This window comes from Pseudomonas weihenstephanensis (assembly GCF_001043055.1).
GTDB lineage: Bacteria > Pseudomonadota > Gammaproteobacteria > Pseudomonadales > Pseudomonadaceae > Aquipseudomonas > Aquipseudomonas weihenstephanensis.
In genome coordinates this window covers 85,162-104,129 of sequence record NZ_JYLF01000007.1, presented here as the reverse complement: position 1 = coordinate 104,129, position 18,968 = coordinate 85,162, and the positions used below count along the sequence as shown (strand labels likewise).

At 58.6% G+C, this 18,968-nt stretch carries 14 protein-coding genes; 3 read left to right on the top strand and 11 right to left on the bottom strand.

The features are described from left to right. Positions 1-218: 218 nt before the first annotated feature. The 9 genes from TU86_RS16635 to leuC form a co-directional block, all read right to left on the bottom strand. Positions 219-842 (bottom strand): phosphoribosylanthranilate isomerase, encoded by a 624-nt coding sequence (locus TU86_RS16635; RefSeq protein ID WP_048365420.1) that lies wholly within the window; start codon positions 840-842, stop codon positions 219-221. Positions 843-906: 64 nt separating this feature from the next. Further along, entirely contained in the window at positions 907-1,731 is an 825-nt protein-coding gene (gene truA / locus TU86_RS16630; protein WP_048365545.1) for a tRNA pseudouridine(38-40) synthase TruA, read from the bottom strand. Positions 1,732-1,926: 195 nt separating this feature from the next. Further along, positions 1,927-4,566, bottom strand: a complete 2,640-nt coding sequence (locus tag TU86_RS16625) for a motility hub landmark protein FimV (RefSeq protein WP_048365419.1) — start codon at positions 4,564-4,566, stop codon at positions 1,927-1,929. Positions 4,567-4,752: 186 nt separating this feature from the next. Further along, positions 4,753-5,763, bottom strand: a complete 1,011-nt coding sequence (locus TU86_RS16620; protein ID WP_048365418.1) for an aspartate-semialdehyde dehydrogenase — start codon at positions 5,761-5,763, stop codon at positions 4,753-4,755. A gap of 157 nt (positions 5,764-5,920) precedes the next feature. Continuing rightward, positions 5,921-7,033: an aspartate-semialdehyde dehydrogenase gene (gene asd / locus TU86_RS16615; protein WP_048365417.1), complete on the bottom strand. Its 1,113-nt coding sequence runs from the start codon at positions 7,031-7,033 to the stop codon at positions 5,921-5,923. Positions 7,034-7,101: 68 nt separating this feature from the next. Then, positions 7,102-8,184, bottom strand: coding sequence for a 3-isopropylmalate dehydrogenase (gene leuB / locus TU86_RS16610; protein ID WP_048365416.1), 1,083 nt, complete (start codon positions 8,182-8,184; stop codon positions 7,102-7,104). Positions 8,185-8,241: 57 nt separating this feature from the next. Next, complete coding sequence (locus TU86_RS16605; protein ID WP_048365415.1) at positions 8,242-9,006, bottom strand: class I SAM-dependent methyltransferase; 765 nt, start codon at positions 9,004-9,006, stop codon at positions 8,242-8,244. A gap of 101 nt (positions 9,007-9,107) precedes the next feature. Continuing rightward, positions 9,108-9,752, bottom strand: coding sequence for a 3-isopropylmalate dehydratase small subunit (gene leuD / locus TU86_RS16600; RefSeq protein ID WP_048365414.1), 645 nt, complete (start codon positions 9,750-9,752; stop codon positions 9,108-9,110). A gap of 10 nt (positions 9,753-9,762) precedes the next feature. Further along, entirely contained in the window at positions 9,763-11,181 is a 1,419-nt protein-coding gene (leuC, locus tag TU86_RS16595; RefSeq protein ID WP_048365413.1) for a 3-isopropylmalate dehydratase large subunit, read from the bottom strand. Between the two features lie 130 nt (positions 11,182-11,311). On the opposite strand from leuC, the gene TU86_RS16590 reads away from it, so the two are divergent. Together TU86_RS16590 and TU86_RS16585 are read left to right on the top strand one after the other, a co-directional pair. Beyond that, on the top strand, positions 11,312-12,217 hold the full coding sequence (locus TU86_RS16590; RefSeq protein ID WP_048365412.1) for a LysR family transcriptional regulator: 906 nt from the start codon (positions 11,312-11,314) through the stop codon (positions 12,215-12,217). 81 nt (positions 12,218-12,298) lie between these two features. Then, positions 12,299-15,505 (top strand): EAL domain-containing protein, encoded by a 3,207-nt coding sequence (locus TU86_RS16585; RefSeq protein WP_239658817.1) that lies wholly within the window; start codon positions 12,299-12,301, stop codon positions 15,503-15,505. Positions 15,506-15,528: 23 nt separating this feature from the next. Here the strand turns inward: TU86_RS16585 and TU86_RS16580 are convergent, their stop codons facing one another. Further along, entirely contained in the window at positions 15,529-15,987 is a 459-nt protein-coding gene (locus tag TU86_RS16580) for a lipocalin-like domain-containing protein (protein WP_048365410.1), read from the bottom strand. 204 nt (positions 15,988-16,191) lie between these two features. Between TU86_RS16580 and TU86_RS16575 the strand changes: the two genes are divergently transcribed. Beyond that, positions 16,192-17,373, top strand: coding sequence for an acetyl-CoA C-acyltransferase family protein (locus TU86_RS16575; protein WP_048365409.1), 1,182 nt, complete (start codon positions 16,192-16,194; stop codon positions 17,371-17,373). Between the two features lie 246 nt (positions 17,374-17,619). Here TU86_RS16575 and TU86_RS16570 read toward each other — a convergent pair whose 3' ends face one another. Next, entirely contained in the window at positions 17,620-18,876 is a 1,257-nt protein-coding gene (locus TU86_RS16570) for a cytochrome P450 (protein WP_048365408.1), read from the bottom strand. Positions 18,877-18,968 lie beyond the last annotated feature (92 nt).

The window sequence follows — 18,968 nt, the reverse complement described above, 5'->3', positions numbered from 1 at the left end:
TGCCCTTGAGCTAATTCATTAGGTGTGTGGCGATGGTTGCAAACCCCTGCGGTCGGCACTCGGCAAACCAGCATCGACCTTGCAACCCTCAGCCTTCCCGACAACACACTACAGAGCGGCTGCCACTTTAATTTCTGCCCGTCTAACCACCGGGCCCGTCTGCTTTACAGCAGCGGTAATCATGGACGGTGGCAGACAGCCAGCCGTCACATCGTGCATCAGGCTGTTGCGCGAACAACCTGCATGAAGGCACGAATCCTGTCGTGGTCCTTGATGCCTTTACTGATTTCTACGCCGCCGCTGACATCCACAGCATACGGGCGCACCTGAGCAATGGCTTGAGCCACATTGCCCGGCATCAGGCCGCCCGCCAGAATAATCGGCTTGCTCAGCCCTTGAGGTATCAAAGACCAGTCAAAGACCTCACCGGTTCCCCCCGGCACACCTTCTACGTAAGCATCCAGCAAAATACCGCTGGCACTTTGATAAACCCTGCACGCCTGTGCGATGTCATCACCCGCCTTCACCCGCAGCGCCTTAATGTAAGGCCGATGGAAGCCCTCACATTGCTCAGGGGTTTCGTCACCGTGAAATTGCAGTAAATCCAGCGGTACGGCATCCAGGGTTTCGTTCAGTTCGCATGCGCTCGCATTGACGAACAAGCCAACGGTCGTCACGAACGGCGGCAAGGCCGCAATGATCGCCTGTGCCTGCGTGACACTGACAGCACGCGGGCTTTTGGCATAAAACACAAAACCTATCGCGTCAGCCCCAGCGGCAACGGCTGCCAGCGCATCGTCTATGCGGGTAATACCGCAGATCTTGCTTCGAACGACTGACATATCGAGTTCACCCCAAGGCTTTGCGCGCGAAAGTGCCGGATGGTAACAAATGGTTTTGCAGGCGTCAGCCGTCCAGTTCGCTAAAACCGGTCAGGAAATGCGGACCAATGTAACGTTGAGGCAGTGCGAACTCATCGTGGTATTCAACCTGGACCAGATACAGGCCGTAAGGATGCGCCGTCACGCCGCCTGAACGACGCTCACGACTTTCCAGCACCTCTTTTATCCACTCGACCGGGCGCTCACCACTGCCAATGGTCATCAGAACCCCGGCGATGTTGCGCACCATGTGATGCAAAAAAGCACTGGCACGAATATCCAGCACAATCATCTGCCCGTGCCGGGTCACTCGCAGGTGATGCATGTGCTTGATCGGTGATTTGGCCTGGCATTGACCCGCCCGGAAGGCGCTAAAGTCATGCACGCCCAGCAAATATTGAGCAGCCTGCGCCATACGCTCGACATCCAGCGGACGATGGTTCCAGGTCACTTCCTGGTTCAAGTGCGCCGGGCGTATTTGATCGTTGTAGATGACATAACGATAACGCCGGGCAACCGCCTTGAATCGCGCATGAAAATGCGCAGGCATGACCTGAGCCCAACTCACGCTGATGTCATGGGGCAAATTGATATTGGCCCCCATGACCCAGGCTTTCAGCGAGCGCTCGGCCTGAGTATCAAAATGCACCACCTGCCCGCACGCATGTACACCTGCATCGGTGCGGCCTGCGCACAACAATGACACGGGGGATGCGGCGACTTTGGACAGGGCGTTTTCCAGGGTTTCCTGCACCGTCAGCACTCCATTGGTCTGACGCTGCCAGCCGCTGTAACGCGAGCCTTTGTACTCCACCCCCAACGCAATGCGGGAAAAACCTTCAGCCGCCATTTCAGCGGCGGCGTTATCTAAATTTGCCAAGGACTTACAGCCTGCTCATGAACGCAAAGGCGGGCATTATAAGGCGCACCCGCCAAGACGCCATGAAACAAATGCAGCCCGGCGACGATTGTAAGTGGCGCGAGCACTGCACCAAACAACAACGGCAGCCCTCAAGGCTGCCGTCATGTGTTGCGTACGTTCATTTCAACGGAGGTTAGCCAACATTTCCTTGGCTTCATTGCGCTGATCAACACTGCCTTCGCCCAGTACCTCGGTCAGAATATCCCGCGCACCATCAACGTCCCCCATATCGACATAGGCTTGCGCCAAATCGAGCTTGGTGGCGGTTTCATCGGTGCCTGAGAGGAAGTCGAATTCAGGCTCCCCACCTTGCTCCACGGCATCATCCGCCTCGAACTTGGCTTTATTGGCCAGCGGGTCAGCAAGAGGTGGATGTTCAAGACTTTGCGACAAGCGCTCCAGCTCGGCATTCACTTCGTCCAGTTCGACAGAAAAACTGTCGGGAGCAGCCGTGACATCTTCATCGGCCAGCGACAGGTCAAAGTCGGCAGGCATATCCAGATCATCGTGACCCTCGACATCGAACAAGGGCGATTCAACGTCAGACAAGCCTTTAAGCTCGTCCTCCAGCCCCAAAAGGTCATCGTCAGCCAGTGTCGGTGCGACCTGCTCATCGGCCGACAAGTCCAAATCAAAGCCCGACAGGTCTTCGCTTGACGCTTGGGCCTCGGCTTGCTGTGCCATCACAGCCTCAAAACTCAGCGCTTCATCTACCGCAACAGGTGTGGTCTCCAGGCTTGGCTCCAGTGCCAGGTCCGCAGGCGAAGCGGCTTCGAGATCATCCAGGCTCAAGTCGAAATCATGTTCGAACTCATCAGCAGCCAGCGGTGCTTCTGGCGCAGGCTCGACCTTGGGTTCGCTAACCGGCTCATCCTTAAGCATGTCTTTGACAAACTGCGCCTCAAGTTCAGCGGCAACAGCAGCCGAGGCAATACCGCCAGCCGCTACCGCGACCATGGCTGGATAACGGCTTTTGAGCTGCTCAACTTCAGCGTGGTTCTTGCCATTGGCAACCAATTGGCGCTCTTGCGCGACAAACGCATCACGCTCGCCCAACTCGCCATGCACCTGCATCAGCTTGAGACGTAAATCACTGCGTTGCGGCGCTTGTTCAAGCGCGGACTTGAGCAGTTCTTCAGCTTCTTTGAATTGGCGGCGGGTGATCAAATGCTCAGCTTCAACCAATACATCGGCGTCCGGTTTGGCTTGGGTCGCAGCTGCGGCGACGGCCGCCGCAGCCACGGCCGCAGCAGCCACCACCGGCGCCACAGACTCAACGACCGGAGCAGGTGCAGGTGCAGGTGCAGGTGCAGGTGCAGGTGCAGGTGCAGGTGCAGGTTCGAGTTTGACGCTGGGCGGCGCAACCTCAAGCCCTTCGAAGCTGCTTTCGGGCATTTCCAGGTCCGCTGCAAACTCTGACTCTTCTTCAAGAGCACGCGCCATGCGCAGATGTTTTTCAGCCGCTTGCTGCGCTTTACGCCGACGCGCCAGCAGCAACATAAGCATTAACAACAGCAAGACCGCGCCACCGCCAATCAAACCCAGCAACAGCGGGCTGCTCAGCAGGTCCTGGATGCTGCGCTCCTCGGTGCTCGCATCGCCTTCAACCGGTGCAGGAGGGACTGCTGTGGCTGGCGTGCCTTCGGTGGCCGGTTCGATATCGGCTTCTGGCGAATCAGGCGCCTGAGCGACTAACTGCGCAGGCGCAGCCGCCACGGCCTCAGTGCCCGGCGCATTGCCCGCTTGCAGCTTGGCCAACTGGTCGTTTTTCAATTCGATCAGGCGTTGCAGCTTGTCCAGCTGGCTTTGCAAGTCCTGCATGCGGCTTTTAAGCTCGGCATTTTCACGACGACTGGCATCCAGACCCTCTTGGGTCGTCGCCAGTTTATCGCTCAAATTCTGTGCGTCGCCGGCAGCGCCTTTACCCGATGCTTTGGCCGCTTGCGCAGAGACCAGGCTCAGGTTATCGCCAGCAGCGGCCTTTGCAGGCGCGAGCGGTGCTGCTTTACGCCCCGTCGCATCGACTTGCTGCGCTTGCGGAGCAGTACGGCGACCGTTGCGCCAGTCAGCATTCTGCGCGGCCACCTGCGCCATCGCCTTGGCGTGCGGCAACTGCGTGCTTTGCGCCGCATCGGGCAAACGCAACACTTGGCCGGTTTTCAAGCGGTTGATGTTGCCATTGATGAAGGCGTCAGGGTTGAGCGCTTGAATCGCCAGCATGGTTTGCTGGACGGAGCCGCCGTTACGCGCCTTGGCAGCGATTTCCCACAAGGTGTCACGCGCCGAGGTAGTGTATTGCGTTGACGCGCCAGCCGCTGCAGGCTGTGCAGACGCTGACGCGGCAGCTGCGGTTTGTGGCGAGAACTTGGCCGGATCAAGCAAGACGCTGTAGTCGCGCAGTAAACGGCCGTTGGGCCACATCACTTGCACCAGAAACTTTACGAAGGGTTCGGACAACGGCTGGGTGGACGTCACACGCAGTACGCTTTTGCCCTCAGGGTTGATCACGGAGGTAAAGCGCAAGTCATTGAGGAATGCTGGGCGCTGAACGCCTGCCTTGGTGAACTCTTCAGGCGGCGCCAGGCTTGGCACCACCTCTGCCGCAGTTAGATCCTTGATATCCAGCAATTCTATTTCGGCAAGCAGTGGCTGGTTCTGAGTCGACTTCAGCGTCAGTTCCCCGAGCCCAAGCGCCTGTGCCATACCGGATGACAGCGCCGAAGCGGCGGCTATTGCTAACACTAATTTGCGAACTTGAACCATAGCCTCTTCCTTATTGATACAGAACCCGTCCTGCGAGCTCTGTGTAGCTGCTGCCTTAAGACGATGCCCGCACTGCTCAGGTGCCCGGCAATCATCCCATTACGCTTTACGAGCCCTGACAGCAGCTGAACTGCAACGATTGGCCGTCTGGCTAGAATCATTCTGCAAATTGACGCCAAGTATCTTTTACAGTGGGGCTTTTATCAACAACTCGGCCACTTGCACGGCATTCAATGCAGCGCCTTTACGTACGTTATCTGACGTTAACCACAGATTAAGTTCAGAAGTATCGTCCACGCCGTGGCGAACACGACCTACATACACTACATCCTGGCCCACTGCATCACCCACCGCAGTCGGATAGTCGCCCGCCTCGACCAACTCGATACTATCGGCCGCTTCAAGCAATGCATTAACGGCATCCAGGTCTACCGGCCCGGCCAGTTGCACCGAGACACTGAAGCTATCGCCAAAAAACACCGGCGCTTGAACGCACGTCACCGCCACTTTGAGGGCAGGCAGGCCGAGCACTTCACGCAACTCACTGACCAGGCGCTTTTCTAGCGGCACATGGCCCTGAGCGTCGGGTTTGCCGACTTGAGCCAGCAAGTTGAAGGCCATTTGACGGTCAAAAAACGTCGATTCCAGCGGCCGTAGATTGAGCAATTCGGCCGTTTGACGCGCCAGCTCTGATACCGCTTCGCGACCTTGGGCCGAAACAGCCAGGCACGCCGTCACGTTCACCCGCTGAATATCGAGCACGCCGCGCAAAGGCGCCAATACCACCGCCAATGCGGTGGCAGAGGCACTTGGGCTGCTGACTTGCACCGGCTTGGCCAGCCCCTTGAGTACGTGCGAATTGGCTTCGGGCACGATCTGCGGCGCCTGCACGGCGGGCAATGCACCGGACAAGTCGATGATTGTGCAACCAGCGGCACTGGCTTTGGCGGCATAACTTAGCGTCACGGCGGGCCCGGCGGCAAAAAACACCAACTGCACGGTACTGAAATCAAACGCGTCGACTTCACGCACTCGCACATTTTTACCGCGGTAAGGCACCGAGCTTCCGGCCGATTCGATACTGGCCAGCAAATGCAATGCAGTGATCGGAAAATCACGCTCTTCGAGAATTTGAACAAGGGTTTCGCCGACAGTGCCGGTGGCGCCAACGACGGCGATATCAAAGGACTGGTTCATGTAGCTACCTCAGGCGAAACATTGGGAGCGGCACTTTACCGGGCACAACCCCGGTAGGCAACGCACGGTGGCGCCGTTCAACAATCAGACAAACATTACACCCACTAAAAAGCCCGCGACTCTTGCGAGACGCGGGCTTGAGAGCGAGCAGCGCGAATTAACGCTCCAGCAAGATCCGCAGCATGCGACGCAACGGTTCAGCTGCGCCCCACAGCAGTTGGTCGCCGACCGTGAAAGCCCCGAGGAACTGCGAGCCCATGTTCAGCTTGCGCAAACGCCCTACCGGTACATTCAGGGTGCCCGTGACTTTGGTCGGGCTCAGTTCCTGCATGCTGATTTCGCGTTGATTGGGCACCAGCTTGACCCAAGGGTTGTGCTGGCTGATCAAGCCTTCAATGTCGGCAATCGGCACATCTTTGTTCAGCTTGATGGTCAACGCCTGGCTGTGGCAGCGCATGGCGCCGATGCGCACGCAAATACCATCCACAGGAATCGGGTTTTTGAAGCGACCCAAAATCTTGTTGGTTTCTGCTTGCGCTTTCCATTCTTCACGGCTCTGGCCATTAGGCAGCTCTTTGTCGATCCAGGGGATCAAGCTGCCAGCCAGTGGCACACCAAAGTTCTCGGTCGGGTACGCATCGCTGCGCATGGCGGCTGCAACCTTACGGTCGATGTCCAAAATGGCGCTGGCCGGGTTAGCCAGTTCATCGGCCACTGCGGCGTGGGTTGCGCCCATTTGCTTGATCAGCTCGCGCATGTTCTGCGCACCGGCACCGGAGGCTGCCTGGTAGGTCATGGCGCTCATCCATTCAACCAGACCGGCTTCAAACAGGCCGCCCAGGCCCATCAGCATCAAGCTGACGGTGCAGTTACCGCCCACGTAGTTTTTAGTGCCCGCATCCAACTGCTGGTCGATCACCTTGCGGTTGACCGGATCCAGAATAATCACCGCGTCATCCTGCATGCGCAGGCTCGACGCTGCGTCGATCCAGTAACCTTGCCAGCCTGCCTCACGCAGCTTGGGGAACACCTCAGTGGTGTAGTCGCCGCCCTGGCAGGTCAGGATCACATCGAGGGTTTTCAACTCTTCAATGTTGTAAGCATCCTTCAGCGGGGCAATATCTTTGCCCACGGACGGACCTTGTCCACCGACATTGGAAGTGGTGAAAAACACCGGCTCAATAAGATCGAAATCCTGCTCTTCCAGCATCCGCTGCATGAGCACGGAACCGACCATACCGCGCCAACCGACCAGACCTACACGTTTCATCGCAACTACACCTTTAACAAAAAGTGGGGTCGTTACTTCCACCAACAGGAAGTAACGGGCCCGAGAGATTACAGATTCTGTAGCGCGGCGACTACTGCATCGCCCATTTCCTGTGTGCCGACCTGGGTGCAACCCGCCGACCAGATGTCACCGGTGCGCAAGCCCTGATCCAGAACCCGGCTCACCGCTTGCTCGATGGCGTCTGCCGCCGTGTGCTGATTGAAGCTGTAACGCAGCATCATCGAGACCGACAAAATGGTCGCCAGCGGGTTGGCAATGCCCTGCCCCGCGATGTCCGGCGCCGAGCCATGACACGGCTCGTACATGCCTTTGTTGTTGGCATCCAGCGAAGCCGATGGCAGCATGCCGATGGAACCGGTCAACATGGACGCTTCATCAGACAGGATGTCGCCGAACAGGTTGTCGGTCACGATCACGTCAAATTGCTTGGGCGCGCGCACCAACTGCATCGCGGCATTGTCAACGTACATGTGGCTCAGTTCAACGTCCGGGTAGTCTTTGGCCACCTGTTCGACGATTTCACGCCACAACTGGCTGGAGGCCAGCACGTTGGCCTTGTCGACCGAACACAGTTTTTTACCGCGCACACGCGCCATGTCAAAACCGACGCGGGCGATACGGCGGATTTCGCTTTCGCTGTACGGCAGCGTGTCATAGGCCTGACGCTCGCCGTTTTCCAGCTCGCGGACACCACGCGGGGCGCCGAAGTAAATGCCGCCGGTCAACTCACGGACGATCAGAATATCCAGGCCCGCAACGATCTCGGGCTTGAGGCTGGAAGCATCCGCCAACTGCGGATAAAGGATCGCCGGACGCAGGTTGCCGAACAGGCCCAATTGAGCGCGGATTTTCAACAAGCCGCGTTCAGGACGGATGTCACGCTCGATGGTGTCCCATTTAGGCCCACCCACCGCGCCGAGCAGCACGGCGTCAGCTTCACGCGCACGCGCCAAAGTTTCATCCGCCAGCGGCACGCCATGTTTGTCGATAGCAGCGCCGCCGATCACGTCATGGGTCAGTTCAAAGTCGAGCTGGAACTTGTCGTTGGCTACCTCCAGCACCTTGACCGCCTGAGCCATGATTTCTGGGCCAATACCGTCACCTGGGAGAATCAGAATCTGCTTGCTCATGGGTTCCTCTTTTTTGTCTGTTAGTGCCCCCGCAGGCGCACCTTGAAATAGGTAGGGTTACTTCTCAGCCCACAGCACCAGCACGTCGGTGCTGAACGATCCGTCGGCTTCAATTTCAAAATACTCGCGCACTTCACTGCCCATTGATTGCTGCAACGCCCGTATTGCCACGCTCATGGTGACCGGTGTGCGCATGCGTGCAATCCAGGACCCGAACTCTAAACGCAAACGCTGACGCAACGTACTGCGGGTGTGTAAACCGGCTTCGCTGACCTGACGCAGCCATTCGCCTGCCGAGTAATCACGCACATGGCTGGTGTCGCGCAGCACCTCGACACTCTGCAAGTAGGTGTCGAACAACGGGCTACCCGGCGAGATCACGTCAATAAAGGCCGCTACCCCGCCCGGTTTGAGCACCCGTCGCACTTCGCGCAAGGCCTGGCCCAGATCACTCCAGTGATGCGCCGAATAGCGGCTGAACACGTAATCGAATTCACCGTCGGCAAAGGGCAAGCGTTCGGCAGCACCACACACAGTGCTGATGTTGTTAAGGCCACGCTCTGAAGCCGCCGCCTGCACCACATCGAGCATTTGCTGCGACAGGTCGTAGGCCACGACGTCTTTGACCCGTGCCGCGACGTGAAAACTGACATGCCCCGCGCCACACCCCAGGTCCAGCACGCGCGCACCTGACTTGCCTGCCAACTCAGCTTGCAGCAGCCCGAACTCGGCCCCTTGCGCATGCACGGCGCTGCTCAGATAGGCCGCCGCCTGTTCACCGAACTGTTTTTGTACGACCTGACTGTGCTGGGCGTTGGTCATGCTGATGTCCTTCAGGCCAATGGCTCATCGTTAGGGCTGGCGTGGGCTGCGATGTGTTGAACGTTTAAAAACATCACCGCCTGCGCTAGCACCTGCGGGGGTCAGGCGTCACGAAACAACCACGGCTGGCTGGCTCGGTGCTTGCTTTCGAACGCCGCAATCGCGTCGTCGTCCTGCAAGGTCAAGCCGATGTCATCCAGGCCGTTGAGCAAGCAGTGTTTGCGAAACGCATCAATCTCGAAGCTCAATACCTTGCCATCCGGGCGGGTCACGGTTTGGGCTTGCAGGTCGATATTGAGCTGATAACCCGGTGTCGCCTCAACTTGCGCAAACAGCTCGTCGACTTCGGCGTCACTCAAGATGATCGGCAACAAGCCGTTTTTAAAGCTGTTATTGAAGAAGATGTCGGCATAACTCGGCGCGATGATGCTGCGAAAGCCATATTCCTCCAGCGCCCACGGCGCGTGCTCACGGCTGGAGCCACACCCGAAGTTCTCGCGGGCCAGCAACACGCTCGCCCCTTGATAGCGCTCGGCGTTGAGCACGAAGTCTGTGTTCAATGGGCGCTTGGAGTTGTCCTGATACGGCTGCCCCACGTCCAGATAACGCCATTCGTCGAACAGGTTAGGACCAAAACCGGTGCGCTTGATGGACTTCAAGAACTGCTTGGGAATGATCTGGTCGGTGTCAACGTTGGCTCGATCCAAAGGGGCAACAAGACCGGTGTGCTGGGTGAAAGCTTTCATGCTGCGCTCCTTAAATCAATTCGCGGACGTCGATGAAACGACCGTTGACAGCGGCGGCGGCAGCCATCGCCGGGCTGACCAAGTGGGTGCGTCCCCCGGCGCCCTGACGGCCTTCGAAGTTACGGTTGGAGGTGGATGCACAATGCTCACCCGACTCCAGACGGTCCGGGTTCATGGCCAAACACATCGAGCAACCCGGCTCACGCCATTCAAAACCGGCTTCAAGGAAGATTTTGTCCAGCCCTTCAGCCTCGGCCTGAGCCTTCACCAAACCGGAGCCCGGAACCACAATCGCTTGCTTGATGGTCGAAGCCACTTTACGGCCTTTGGCGATGACCGCGGCCGCACGCAAATCTTCGATGCGCGAGTTGGTGCATGAGCCAATGAACACGCGGTCCAACTGGATGTCGGTGATCGCCTGATTGGCGCTCAAGCCCATGTACTTCAAGGCACGCTCAATTGAGCCACGCTTGACCAAGTCAGCTTCCTGCGCGGGGTCCGGCACGTTCTGATCCACCGCCAAGACCATTTCCGGGGACGTGCCCCAGCTCACTTGTGGCTTGATCTGCGTCGCATCCAGCTCGATGACGCTGTCAAAGCGTGCGTCTGCATCCGAGACCAAGTCTTTCCATGCTTCTACCGCCAAGGCCCATTCGGCTCCTTGAGGTGCAAACGGACGGCCCTTTACGTAGTCAACGGTCTTCTGATCCGCAGCCACCAGACCGACGCGCGCGCCCGCTTCGATGGACATGTTGCAGATGGTCATGCGCCCTTCTACCGACAACTCGCGAATTGCGCTGCCAGCGAACTCAATCGCATGACCATTGCCACCGGCCGTGCCGATTTTGCCGATCACCGCGAGGACGATGTCCTTGGCGGTGACGCCAAATGGCAACTGGCCTTCTACCAACACCTGCATGTTCTTCATTTTTTTTGCAACAAGGCACTGGGTGGCCAGCACGTGTTCGACTTCGGAGGTCCCGATGCCGTGGGCCAATGCACCAAACGCGCCGTGAGTCGAGGTGTGCGAGTCGCCGCAGACCACGGTCATGCCTGGCAATGTGGCGCCTTGCTCGGGGCCGATAACGTGCACGATGCCCTGACGCACGTCATTCATCTTGAATTCGGTGATGCCGTATTCGTCACAGTTGTCATCAAGGGTTTGCACTTGCAAACGTGAAACCTGGTCAGCAATCGCTTCGATCCCGCCTTTGCGCTCTGGCGTGGTCGGTACGTTGTGATCCGGGGTCGCGATGTTGGCATCGATGCGCCAAGGCTTGCGCCCTGCCAGACGCAGCCCTTCAAAGGCTTGCGGCGAAGTCACTTCATGGATGATGTGACGGTCGATATAGATCAGCGCCGAACCATCGTCGCGCTGCTTGACCAAATGCGAATCCCAGAGCTTGTCGTAGAGCGTTTTGCCGGCCATCACACGGTTCCTCATCAGCTACTTTCTGTGCCAATAACCACTTGGCTTGTGAGGTCGATGCTAGGGCGTTACAGTCAATAACTCAAATTCATAATTTTCATAGTTTGGATAACCAAAAGGAATTCGAAACATGGACCTCGCCAATCTCAATGCTTTTATTGCGATTGCTGAAACCGGCAGCTTCTCGGGCGCCGCCGAACGGCTGTTTCTGACCCAGCCTGCAATCAGCAAACGCATCGCCAGCATTGAGCAACAACTCCAGCTCAGGCTGTTTGACCGCCTGGGCCGCGAGGTGAGCTTGACCGAGGCAGGCCGCGCCTTACTGCCACGCGCTTATCAGATTCTCAACGTGCTGGACGACACCCGTCGCGCCCTCAACAACCTCAATGGAGAAGTCAGCGGTCGCCTGACCCTGGCCACCAGCCACCATATTGGCCTGCATCGTTTGCCGCCGTTGCTGCGCGAATTTACCCGCACCTACCCCAAGGTCGCGCTGGACATTCAGTTTCTCGATTCAGAAGTGGCCTACGAAGAAATCCTGCACGGCCGGGCCGAACTGGCAGTCATCACATTGGCGCCCGAGCCGCATTCCTTGATCCGCGCGGTACCGGTGTGGGATGACCCGCTGGATTTCGTCGTCGCGCCCGAGCACTCGCTGACCCATAAAGGCCCGATCAGCCTGGCGGACATCGCCCATCACCCGGCAGTTTTCCCCGGCGGCAACACGTTTACACACCACATCGTGCAGCGTTTGTTTGAAGCCCAAGGGCTGACACCCAATATCGCCATGAGCACCAACTACCTTGAAACCATCAAAATGATGGTGTCCATTGGCCTGGCCTGGAGCGTATTGCCGCGCACCATGCTCGATGAACAAGTGGCATCCATCACCTTGCCGGGCATACAACTGACACGCCAGCTAGGCTATATCGTTCATACAGAACGAACTTTGTCGAATGCCGCACATGCCTTCATGACACTGCTGGATGGTCAGGTGGACACGCGGCACACTGCGCAACCCGCCAGCCAGCCCTAAAGCTTTTCAGTTCAAGGATTGCCGTCAATGCCAAACCCCGCTGACCCTGTGCCATTTCTTGGTGGTTTGACAGATATAGACATGCCAGGCGTGGAACAACACTGGCATGAAGGCCCCCCATTGCTGGCGGCCTTGAACGCTGCGCAACTGGGCGCGTGGTGCTGGGACATGGACAGCGGCGACATTCGCTGGTCCCACGGCTCGCAAGCGTTATTTGGGCTTGACCCGCATCACCCGCTGCCTGGCAACCTTGAGCAATTGTCTGAACTGCCATTTGACGACTGGCCCAAAGCCCAGTGCGCCTTCGAGGCGGTGAGCAAGGGCGCTCCTCTGGAGCAAAGCCTGCATCACCGCATCCGCTGGGCCGATGGCAGCCTGCACTGGCTGGAAATACGCGGCAGTGTAGTCTCCCGCCCGGATGAGCAACCGCGGATGATGGGCGTCATCCGCGAAGTCACTCAACAGCGCCAACGCCAGCAAGCCCTCAACAGTTCAGAAAAACGCTTCGCCACGCTGTTTCATCTGTCGCCCAACATGGTGCTGCTGGTACGCCTCGAAGACGGCTTGATCAGTGAAGCCAACCACTGCTTTGAAAGCTTGCTGGGCTGGCCGGTCAAACACGCGATTGGTCGCACAACGGTGGAATTAGGGCTGTGGCCGGACCCGCAACAGCGCGAAGCCTTCATCGAGGCGATACGCAGCAAGCACGCGCCGGTCGATATGGAAGTGCAACTGCGCGACCGTCATGGCCAGTTGCACGACGGCATTCTCAGTGCACAACGCGTCGAGCTGGAGGGCGAGGCCTATCTGGTCAGCACCTTTCTGGACACCAGCGAACGTAAAAAAAACGAGCAGGCCCTCAAAGACAGCCAGGAACGCCTGGATCTGGCACTGGACTCTGCCCAACTGGGCACCTGGGATTGGCATATTCCCAGCGGCCGCCTCTACGGCTCGGCCCGTGCAGCGCAGTTACACGGCCTGGACGCCGTGGCGTTCAATGAATCATTCGATGCGTTTTTTGCAGGCGTGCCGGACGAGGAGCGCCACAACATGCGCAATGCCTACCGCTCCCTGCGCGAAGGCCCGGCTGGCAATTACCAACTGACTTACCGCGTACAGCTCGAAAACGGCACTTCGCGTTACCTGGAGAGCCGCGCCCGCCTCTATCGCGGGCCTGACGACCAGCCGTTGCGCATGGCCGGTACCCTGCTCGACATCACTGAACAAGTGGAGCGCGAGCAACGCCTGAGCGCCTCTGAAGAAAAGTTTGCCAGCGTGTTTCAGACCAGCCCTGACCCGATCTGCGTGATACAGACGCCAAGCGGGCAAGTGATCGAAATCAACACCAGCTTCAGTCAAGCCTTCGGCTGGCACATGGTGGATTTGCAGTGCGAGCCGGCTCACGACCAACCGCATTTACAGCAACTGCTGAGTACGCTTCGCGCCCCGATCCAAAACAACGCCACACTGACCTTGCACCACAAGAGCGCAGAACCGCTGACCTGCGTGCTGTCCAGCCGTCCGATTGAAGTGGACGGCCAGCCCTGCATCGTCATCACCTTGCGCGACATCACCCAGCAACAGCGCGCCGAAGCCGCCTTGAAATCCAGTGAAGAGAAATTCGCCAAGGCATTTCACTCAAGCCCGGATGCAATCACCATCAGCGATTACGCCACCGGCTGTTATTTGGAGGTCAACGACGGTTTCACCCGCCTCACGGGCTACACCAGCGCCGAGGTGATGGGCCGCAGCCCCTACGAGCTGGGGATTTGGGGCGACAGCTCCAAACGTCAGGAGTTACTGGATGAGCTGAAGGCCAAGGGCCGTATCAGCAACCGCGAAGTGCTTGGACGCTCGCGGCGCGGCGACCTGCTTAACGTTGAGCTCTCGATTGAGCCCATTACCCTCAACGGCACTGCGTGCTTGCTGCTCACGGCCCGCGACATCAGCCAGCTTAAAACCGCCCAGGCGCAAGTCCGCCACCTGGCCTACCACGACCCGCTAACCAACTTGCCCAACCGCGCCTTGCTCATGGACCGCTTGAGCCAGCAAAGTGCCTTGCTCACCCGGCAACACTTGCGCGGCGCCTTGCTGTTTCTGGACCTTGACCACTTCAAGCACATCAACGATTCGCTGGGCCATCCGGTGGGCGATGCGGTGCTGAAAATCATCACGGCGCGCCTGGAGGCCAGCGTGCGCATTGAAGACACCGTCGCGCGACTGGGCGGCGACGAATTCGTGGTGTTACTCACCGGCCTTCAAGGCTCGCTCGATGACGTCACCCAGCACGTGCGCGCCACCGCCGACACCTTGCGCGAGTTGCTCGCCGAGCCGATGTTTCTCGACGGTCAACGCCTGCAAGTCACGCCCAGCATTGGCATTGCCCTGATGCCCGACCACGGCTCGAACCCGGCGGACTTGCTCAAGCGCGCCGACATCGCGCTGTACCGCGCCAAGGACTCGGGGCGTAATACCACGCAACTGTTTCATCACGACATGCAGGCAGCCGCCAGTGAACGCATGCGCATGGAAAGTGACTTGCGCACTGCGCTTGCGCGCAACGAATTCAGCTTGCACTTCCAGCCTCAGATCGACGCCCGCCAAAACCGTATCGTCGGTGCCGAAGCCTTGGTGCGCTGGCAACACCCGCTGCTGGGGCCTCAGTCGCCCGCCGAGTTCATCAAGATTCTGGAAGACAGCGGACTGATCCTCGAAGTCGGCACCTGGATTCTGGATGAAGCCTGCCGCGCGTTTGGCACGCTGCTGAGTGACGGTTTGATTGATTCACGCGATTTCAGCCTGTGCGTCAACATCAGCCCCCGGCAATTTCGCCAAAGCAACTTCGTCGAACGCGTGCAGCGCAGCCTGCTGGCTCACCACCTGCCCAGCTCCATGCTCAAACTGGAAATCACCGAAGGCATCGTGATTCAAAACCTGGAAGACACCATCGCTAAAATGCACCAACTGACAGCCTTGGGTGTCAGTTTCGCGATGGATGACTTTGGCACCGGCTACTCCTCATTGACCCACCTCAAGCGCTTGCCCGTCGACACGCTGAAAATCGATCAATCGTTCGTGCGCGATGCCATCAACGACCCCAATGACGCGGAAATCATCCGCGCCATTGTGGCGATGGCCCGCAGTCTGAAACTCAACGTGGTGGCAGAAGGCGTCGAGCGGATGCAGCAATTGCAATTTTTGCAAAGCCTGGACTGCCATGTGTACCAAGGTTATCTGCACAGTCGACCCGTGCCCTTGGCCGAGTTCAAAACCTTGCTGCTGGCGTGAGAGGCGCTCGCTTGCCTGCGGTGTTAGATGTTTGGCGGGACGCGCTGCCACGCTAGATGGGCGATTTTCATCGAGCCGTTGAACCTGACCGGGTCTTCAGGGGACAGGTAGAGCATGTCGCCCTCGATACGACAGGTACGGACCTGGCGTTGTCCGCGCCAATTAGGAAAGAAACTGACGAACATTTCGTGTTCCAGCAACCCGCGTGACTCATCCAGATAGAACGGCCCGCTGTAGGCAAAATAGGTTTGTGCAGCGTCTTTATATTCACGCTCACTGGCTGTGAACGGGTCATTGCCGGCCAGTTCACGTCGACCGGGCGGGCAGAACTGCGCAGACATATAGCCATCGGGCGTGTACATGATGATGCCCTCGGGTTGTGTGCCCATCGGGTACGTTTCTATACCAGTGCGAGGATCACGTTCTACAAAACTGACCAGCTTCCATGCGCCAATCAGCGCGTTGCGTACTATGTTTGTCATGGCATGCCTACCCTTTGCATGGGGGGGATGAAAACACGAAGGGGATAACACTTCTCAGCACCGGAACAGCTTAGCCACACAGACACAGACAACCACCCACTGGCACTACAACTGATCCAATTCCCCCTCAAACGGACTACTCTGCCAGCGTGCCCGCTGTGGAATACTGCACAACGGCCAACCAGACAACCACAAGGACGCGTGATGCCTACCCCTGACATTTTCATCCTCAGTGCCCAGCGCACCGCCATTGGCACCTTTGGTGGCGCACTCAAAGACGTGCCCATGTGTGACCTGGCCACCACTGCGGTCAAGGCGGCGCTGCTCAACAGCCAGGTCGAACCTGAGCGCATCGGGCATGTGGTGATGGGCAATGTGATACCCACTGAGCCGCAGGATGCCTATGTAGGGCGGGTCGCGGCCATCAACGCCGGCATTCCCCTGCACACCCCGGCCTACAACGTTAACCGCCTGTGCGGCTCGGGTTTGCAAGCACTTATCTCGGCGGCCCACACCCTGATGCTCGGTGATGCTGACTTCGCCATTGGCGCGGGTGTCGAGTCCATGAGCCGTGGCCCCTATGTGCTGCCGTCGGCCCGCTGGGGGGCGCGCATGGGCAATGCACAGGTGCAGGACTACCTGCTCGGTGTGCTGCACGACCCTTTTCATGGCATTCACATGGGCATCACCGCCGAGAACATCGCCGAGCGCAATAGCATCAGCCGCGAGACACAGGACAGGCTGGCCCATACCGACCAGCAGCGTGCCGCCCACGCGATCGCACATGGCTACTTTGAGCGGCAAATTACCCCGGTCGAGGTCCAGACGCGTAAAGGCACTTCGTTGTTCAGCACCGATGAACACCCGCGTGCAACGTCCCTTGAACAATTGGCGGGCATGAAGCCTGCGTTCAAAAAAGACGGCACCGTGACCGCAGGCAACGCGTCAGGGCTGAACGATGGCGCTGCCGCGCTGGTACTGGCCAGTGCTGACGCCGTGCTGGCGGGCAACCTGAAGCCGATGGCCCGATTAGTGGCTTATGCCCATGCAGGCGTCGAGCCTGAGCTGATGGGGCTGGGACCAATCCCTGCCACCCGTCTTGCGCTCCAGCGGGCCGGGCTACACATCGGCGACATGGACGTGATCGAAACCAACATCGCCTTCGCAGCGCAAGCGTGCGCCGTGATGCAGGAACTGGACATGGACCCGGCCAAGGTCAACCCCAACGGCTCGGGGATAGCCTTGGGCCATCCGGTGGGTGCAACCGGCGCGATTATCGCGACCAAAGCCATACACGAGTTGCAGCGCATTCAAGGCCGTTACGCGCTCGCCACCCTGTGCATCGGAGGCGGCCAGGGGATTGCCGTGATTTTCGAACGGGTGTAACGCTGTGTGCTGGGGCGTAGCCGTCGTTGAACCCGCGTATTGAGTCCGCCTGCTAAACCGTGTCCTCCGGTTTTGCGATCGCTGCGCAATCGGACGCAGCCTTGGGCAGCAACGACACGTGCCCGTCAACAACCTCTCAACCCCTTAGCTTGCGCAGGCTGCGTCTGGCGACAACGTCGTCGAAAATCCTGGGTTCACGACAATTCGGCAACGGCTACGCCGCCAGAGCGCGGTGCTACCCGTGCTTCAACCGGGGATGCGCACCTGCATGCGGTCAAAACCACGCAACATGCTGGAGAAGATCCGCCGTGGCGGTTCAATCACCTCAATGGCCGGAAAACGTTTGAGGATTTCTTCCCACAGGATTTTCAGCTGCATCTCGGCCACCCGGTTGCCCACACAGTAGTGAATGCCTTGCCCAAACGACAGGTGCCGCCGCGCATTGGGCCGGTCGATGATGAACGCATCGGGCTGCTCAAACACCTCTTCGTCACGGTTGCCGGATAAGTACCACATCACCACGCGATCACCCTTACGAATCAACTTGCCTCCCAGCTCAATGTCCTGCAAAGCCGTGCGACGCATGTGCGTGGCCGGGGTTTGATAACGAATGATTTCAGGCACCATGCCCTCGACCAGTGCCGGATTGGCGTGCAGTTTGCGCTGCTGCTCAGGGTTTTGGTGCAAGAACATCACCCCGCCCGTGATCGAGTTACGGGTGGTGTCATTACCGCCCACGATCAACAGCAGCACATGCGCCAGGTACTCCATAGGCTGCATCTCACGCATCACATCGGCATGGGCCATCATCGAAATCAGGTCATTGCGCGGCTCACGGTTAACCCGTTCATTCCACAAGTCAGTGAAGTAACTCAGGCACTCCAGCAGTTCTGTGCGCAGTTGCGCCTTGTTCTTCACCACACCTGAACCTGGGATCGAAGTGGCCACTTGCGACCAGCGCATCAACTTGTGCCGGTCCGCCTGAGGCACGTCAAACAACACCGCCAGCATATGGATCGTCAGCTCGACGGAGACCCGCTCGACCCAATCGAAGGTTTCGTTGCGCGGCAAGTCGTCCAGAATGCGTCCGGCCACACAGCGGATAGTGCCCGCCAGCTTGGCCAGGTTTTCAGGGGTGGTGAACGGGCTGATGACCTTGCGCCGCTGGGTATGCAGAGGCGGGTCCATCGAGATAAACATCGGCAGGTGAAAGTCCTTGGGTTGATCGTGAAGGGTGACCCCGCCCAAGGCCGCGTCCGAAGAAAACACCGCGTGGTTGGTGCTGACAGCAGCTATGTCCTTGAATTTGGTGACGGACCAGTAAGCGCCATAAGGGCTGTGCGCGCAGTAATGCACCGGGGCTTCGCGGCGCATGCGTGCGAAAAAAGGGCCCAGGGTGTCGTTTTGCACCAACCCTGGATGACTGACGTCAAAGCGGTCCAACGCCAAGGTCGCCGGATCGGCGGTCAGCATGTAATCCATTTCCTGATAATAGTTGTTCATGTCCACGTCTCCATGTGAGTAGCGAGCCATACTGAGGCAGCGTCCTTCGCGCCCGGGCACAAGCCTAGAACGGATTTGACGAAACGCCTGCT

Bases quoted from the DNA above. Each gene is read 5' to 3' on its own strand.
- TU86_RS16635 (WP_048365420.1), bottom strand. From the start codon at position 842: ATGTCAGTCGTTCGAAGCAAGATCTGCGGTATTACCCGCATAGACGAT.
- truA (WP_048365545.1), bottom strand. From the start codon at position 1,731: ATGGCGGCTGAAGGTTTTTCCCGCATTGCGTTGGGGGTGGAGTACAAA.
- TU86_RS16625 (WP_048365419.1), bottom strand. From the start codon at position 4,566: ATGGTTCAAGTTCGCAAATTAGTGTTAGCAATAGCCGCCGCTTCGGCG.
- TU86_RS16620 (WP_048365418.1), bottom strand. From the start codon at position 5,763: ATGAACCAGTCCTTTGATATCGCCGTCGTTGGCGCCACCGGCACTGTC.
- asd (WP_048365417.1), bottom strand. From the start codon at position 7,033: ATGAAACGTGTAGGTCTGGTCGGTTGGCGCGGTATGGTCGGTTCCGTG.
- leuB (WP_048365416.1), bottom strand. From the start codon at position 8,184: ATGAGCAAGCAGATTCTGATTCTCCCAGGTGACGGTATTGGCCCAGAA.
- TU86_RS16605 (WP_048365415.1), bottom strand. From the start codon at position 9,006: ATGACCAACGCCCAGCACAGTCAGGTCGTACAAAAACAGTTCGGTGAA.
- leuD (WP_048365414.1), bottom strand. From the start codon at position 9,752: ATGAAAGCTTTCACCCAGCACACCGGTCTTGTTGCCCCTTTGGATCGA.
- leuC (WP_048365413.1), bottom strand. From the start codon at position 11,181: ATGGCCGGCAAAACGCTCTACGACAAGCTCTGGGATTCGCATTTGGTC.
- TU86_RS16590 (WP_048365412.1), top strand. From the start codon at position 11,312: ATGGACCTCGCCAATCTCAATGCTTTTATTGCGATTGCTGAAACCGGC.
- TU86_RS16585 (WP_239658817.1), top strand. From the start codon at position 12,299: ATGCCAGGCGTGGAACAACACTGGCATGAAGGCCCCCCATTGCTGGCG.
- TU86_RS16580 (WP_048365410.1), bottom strand. From the start codon at position 15,987: ATGACAAACATAGTACGCAACGCGCTGATTGGCGCATGGAAGCTGGTC.
- TU86_RS16575 (WP_048365409.1), top strand. From the start codon at position 16,192: ATGCCTACCCCTGACATTTTCATCCTCAGTGCCCAGCGCACCGCCATT.
- TU86_RS16570 (WP_048365408.1), bottom strand. From the start codon at position 18,876: ATGAACAACTATTATCAGGAAATGGATTACATGCTGACCGCCGATCCG.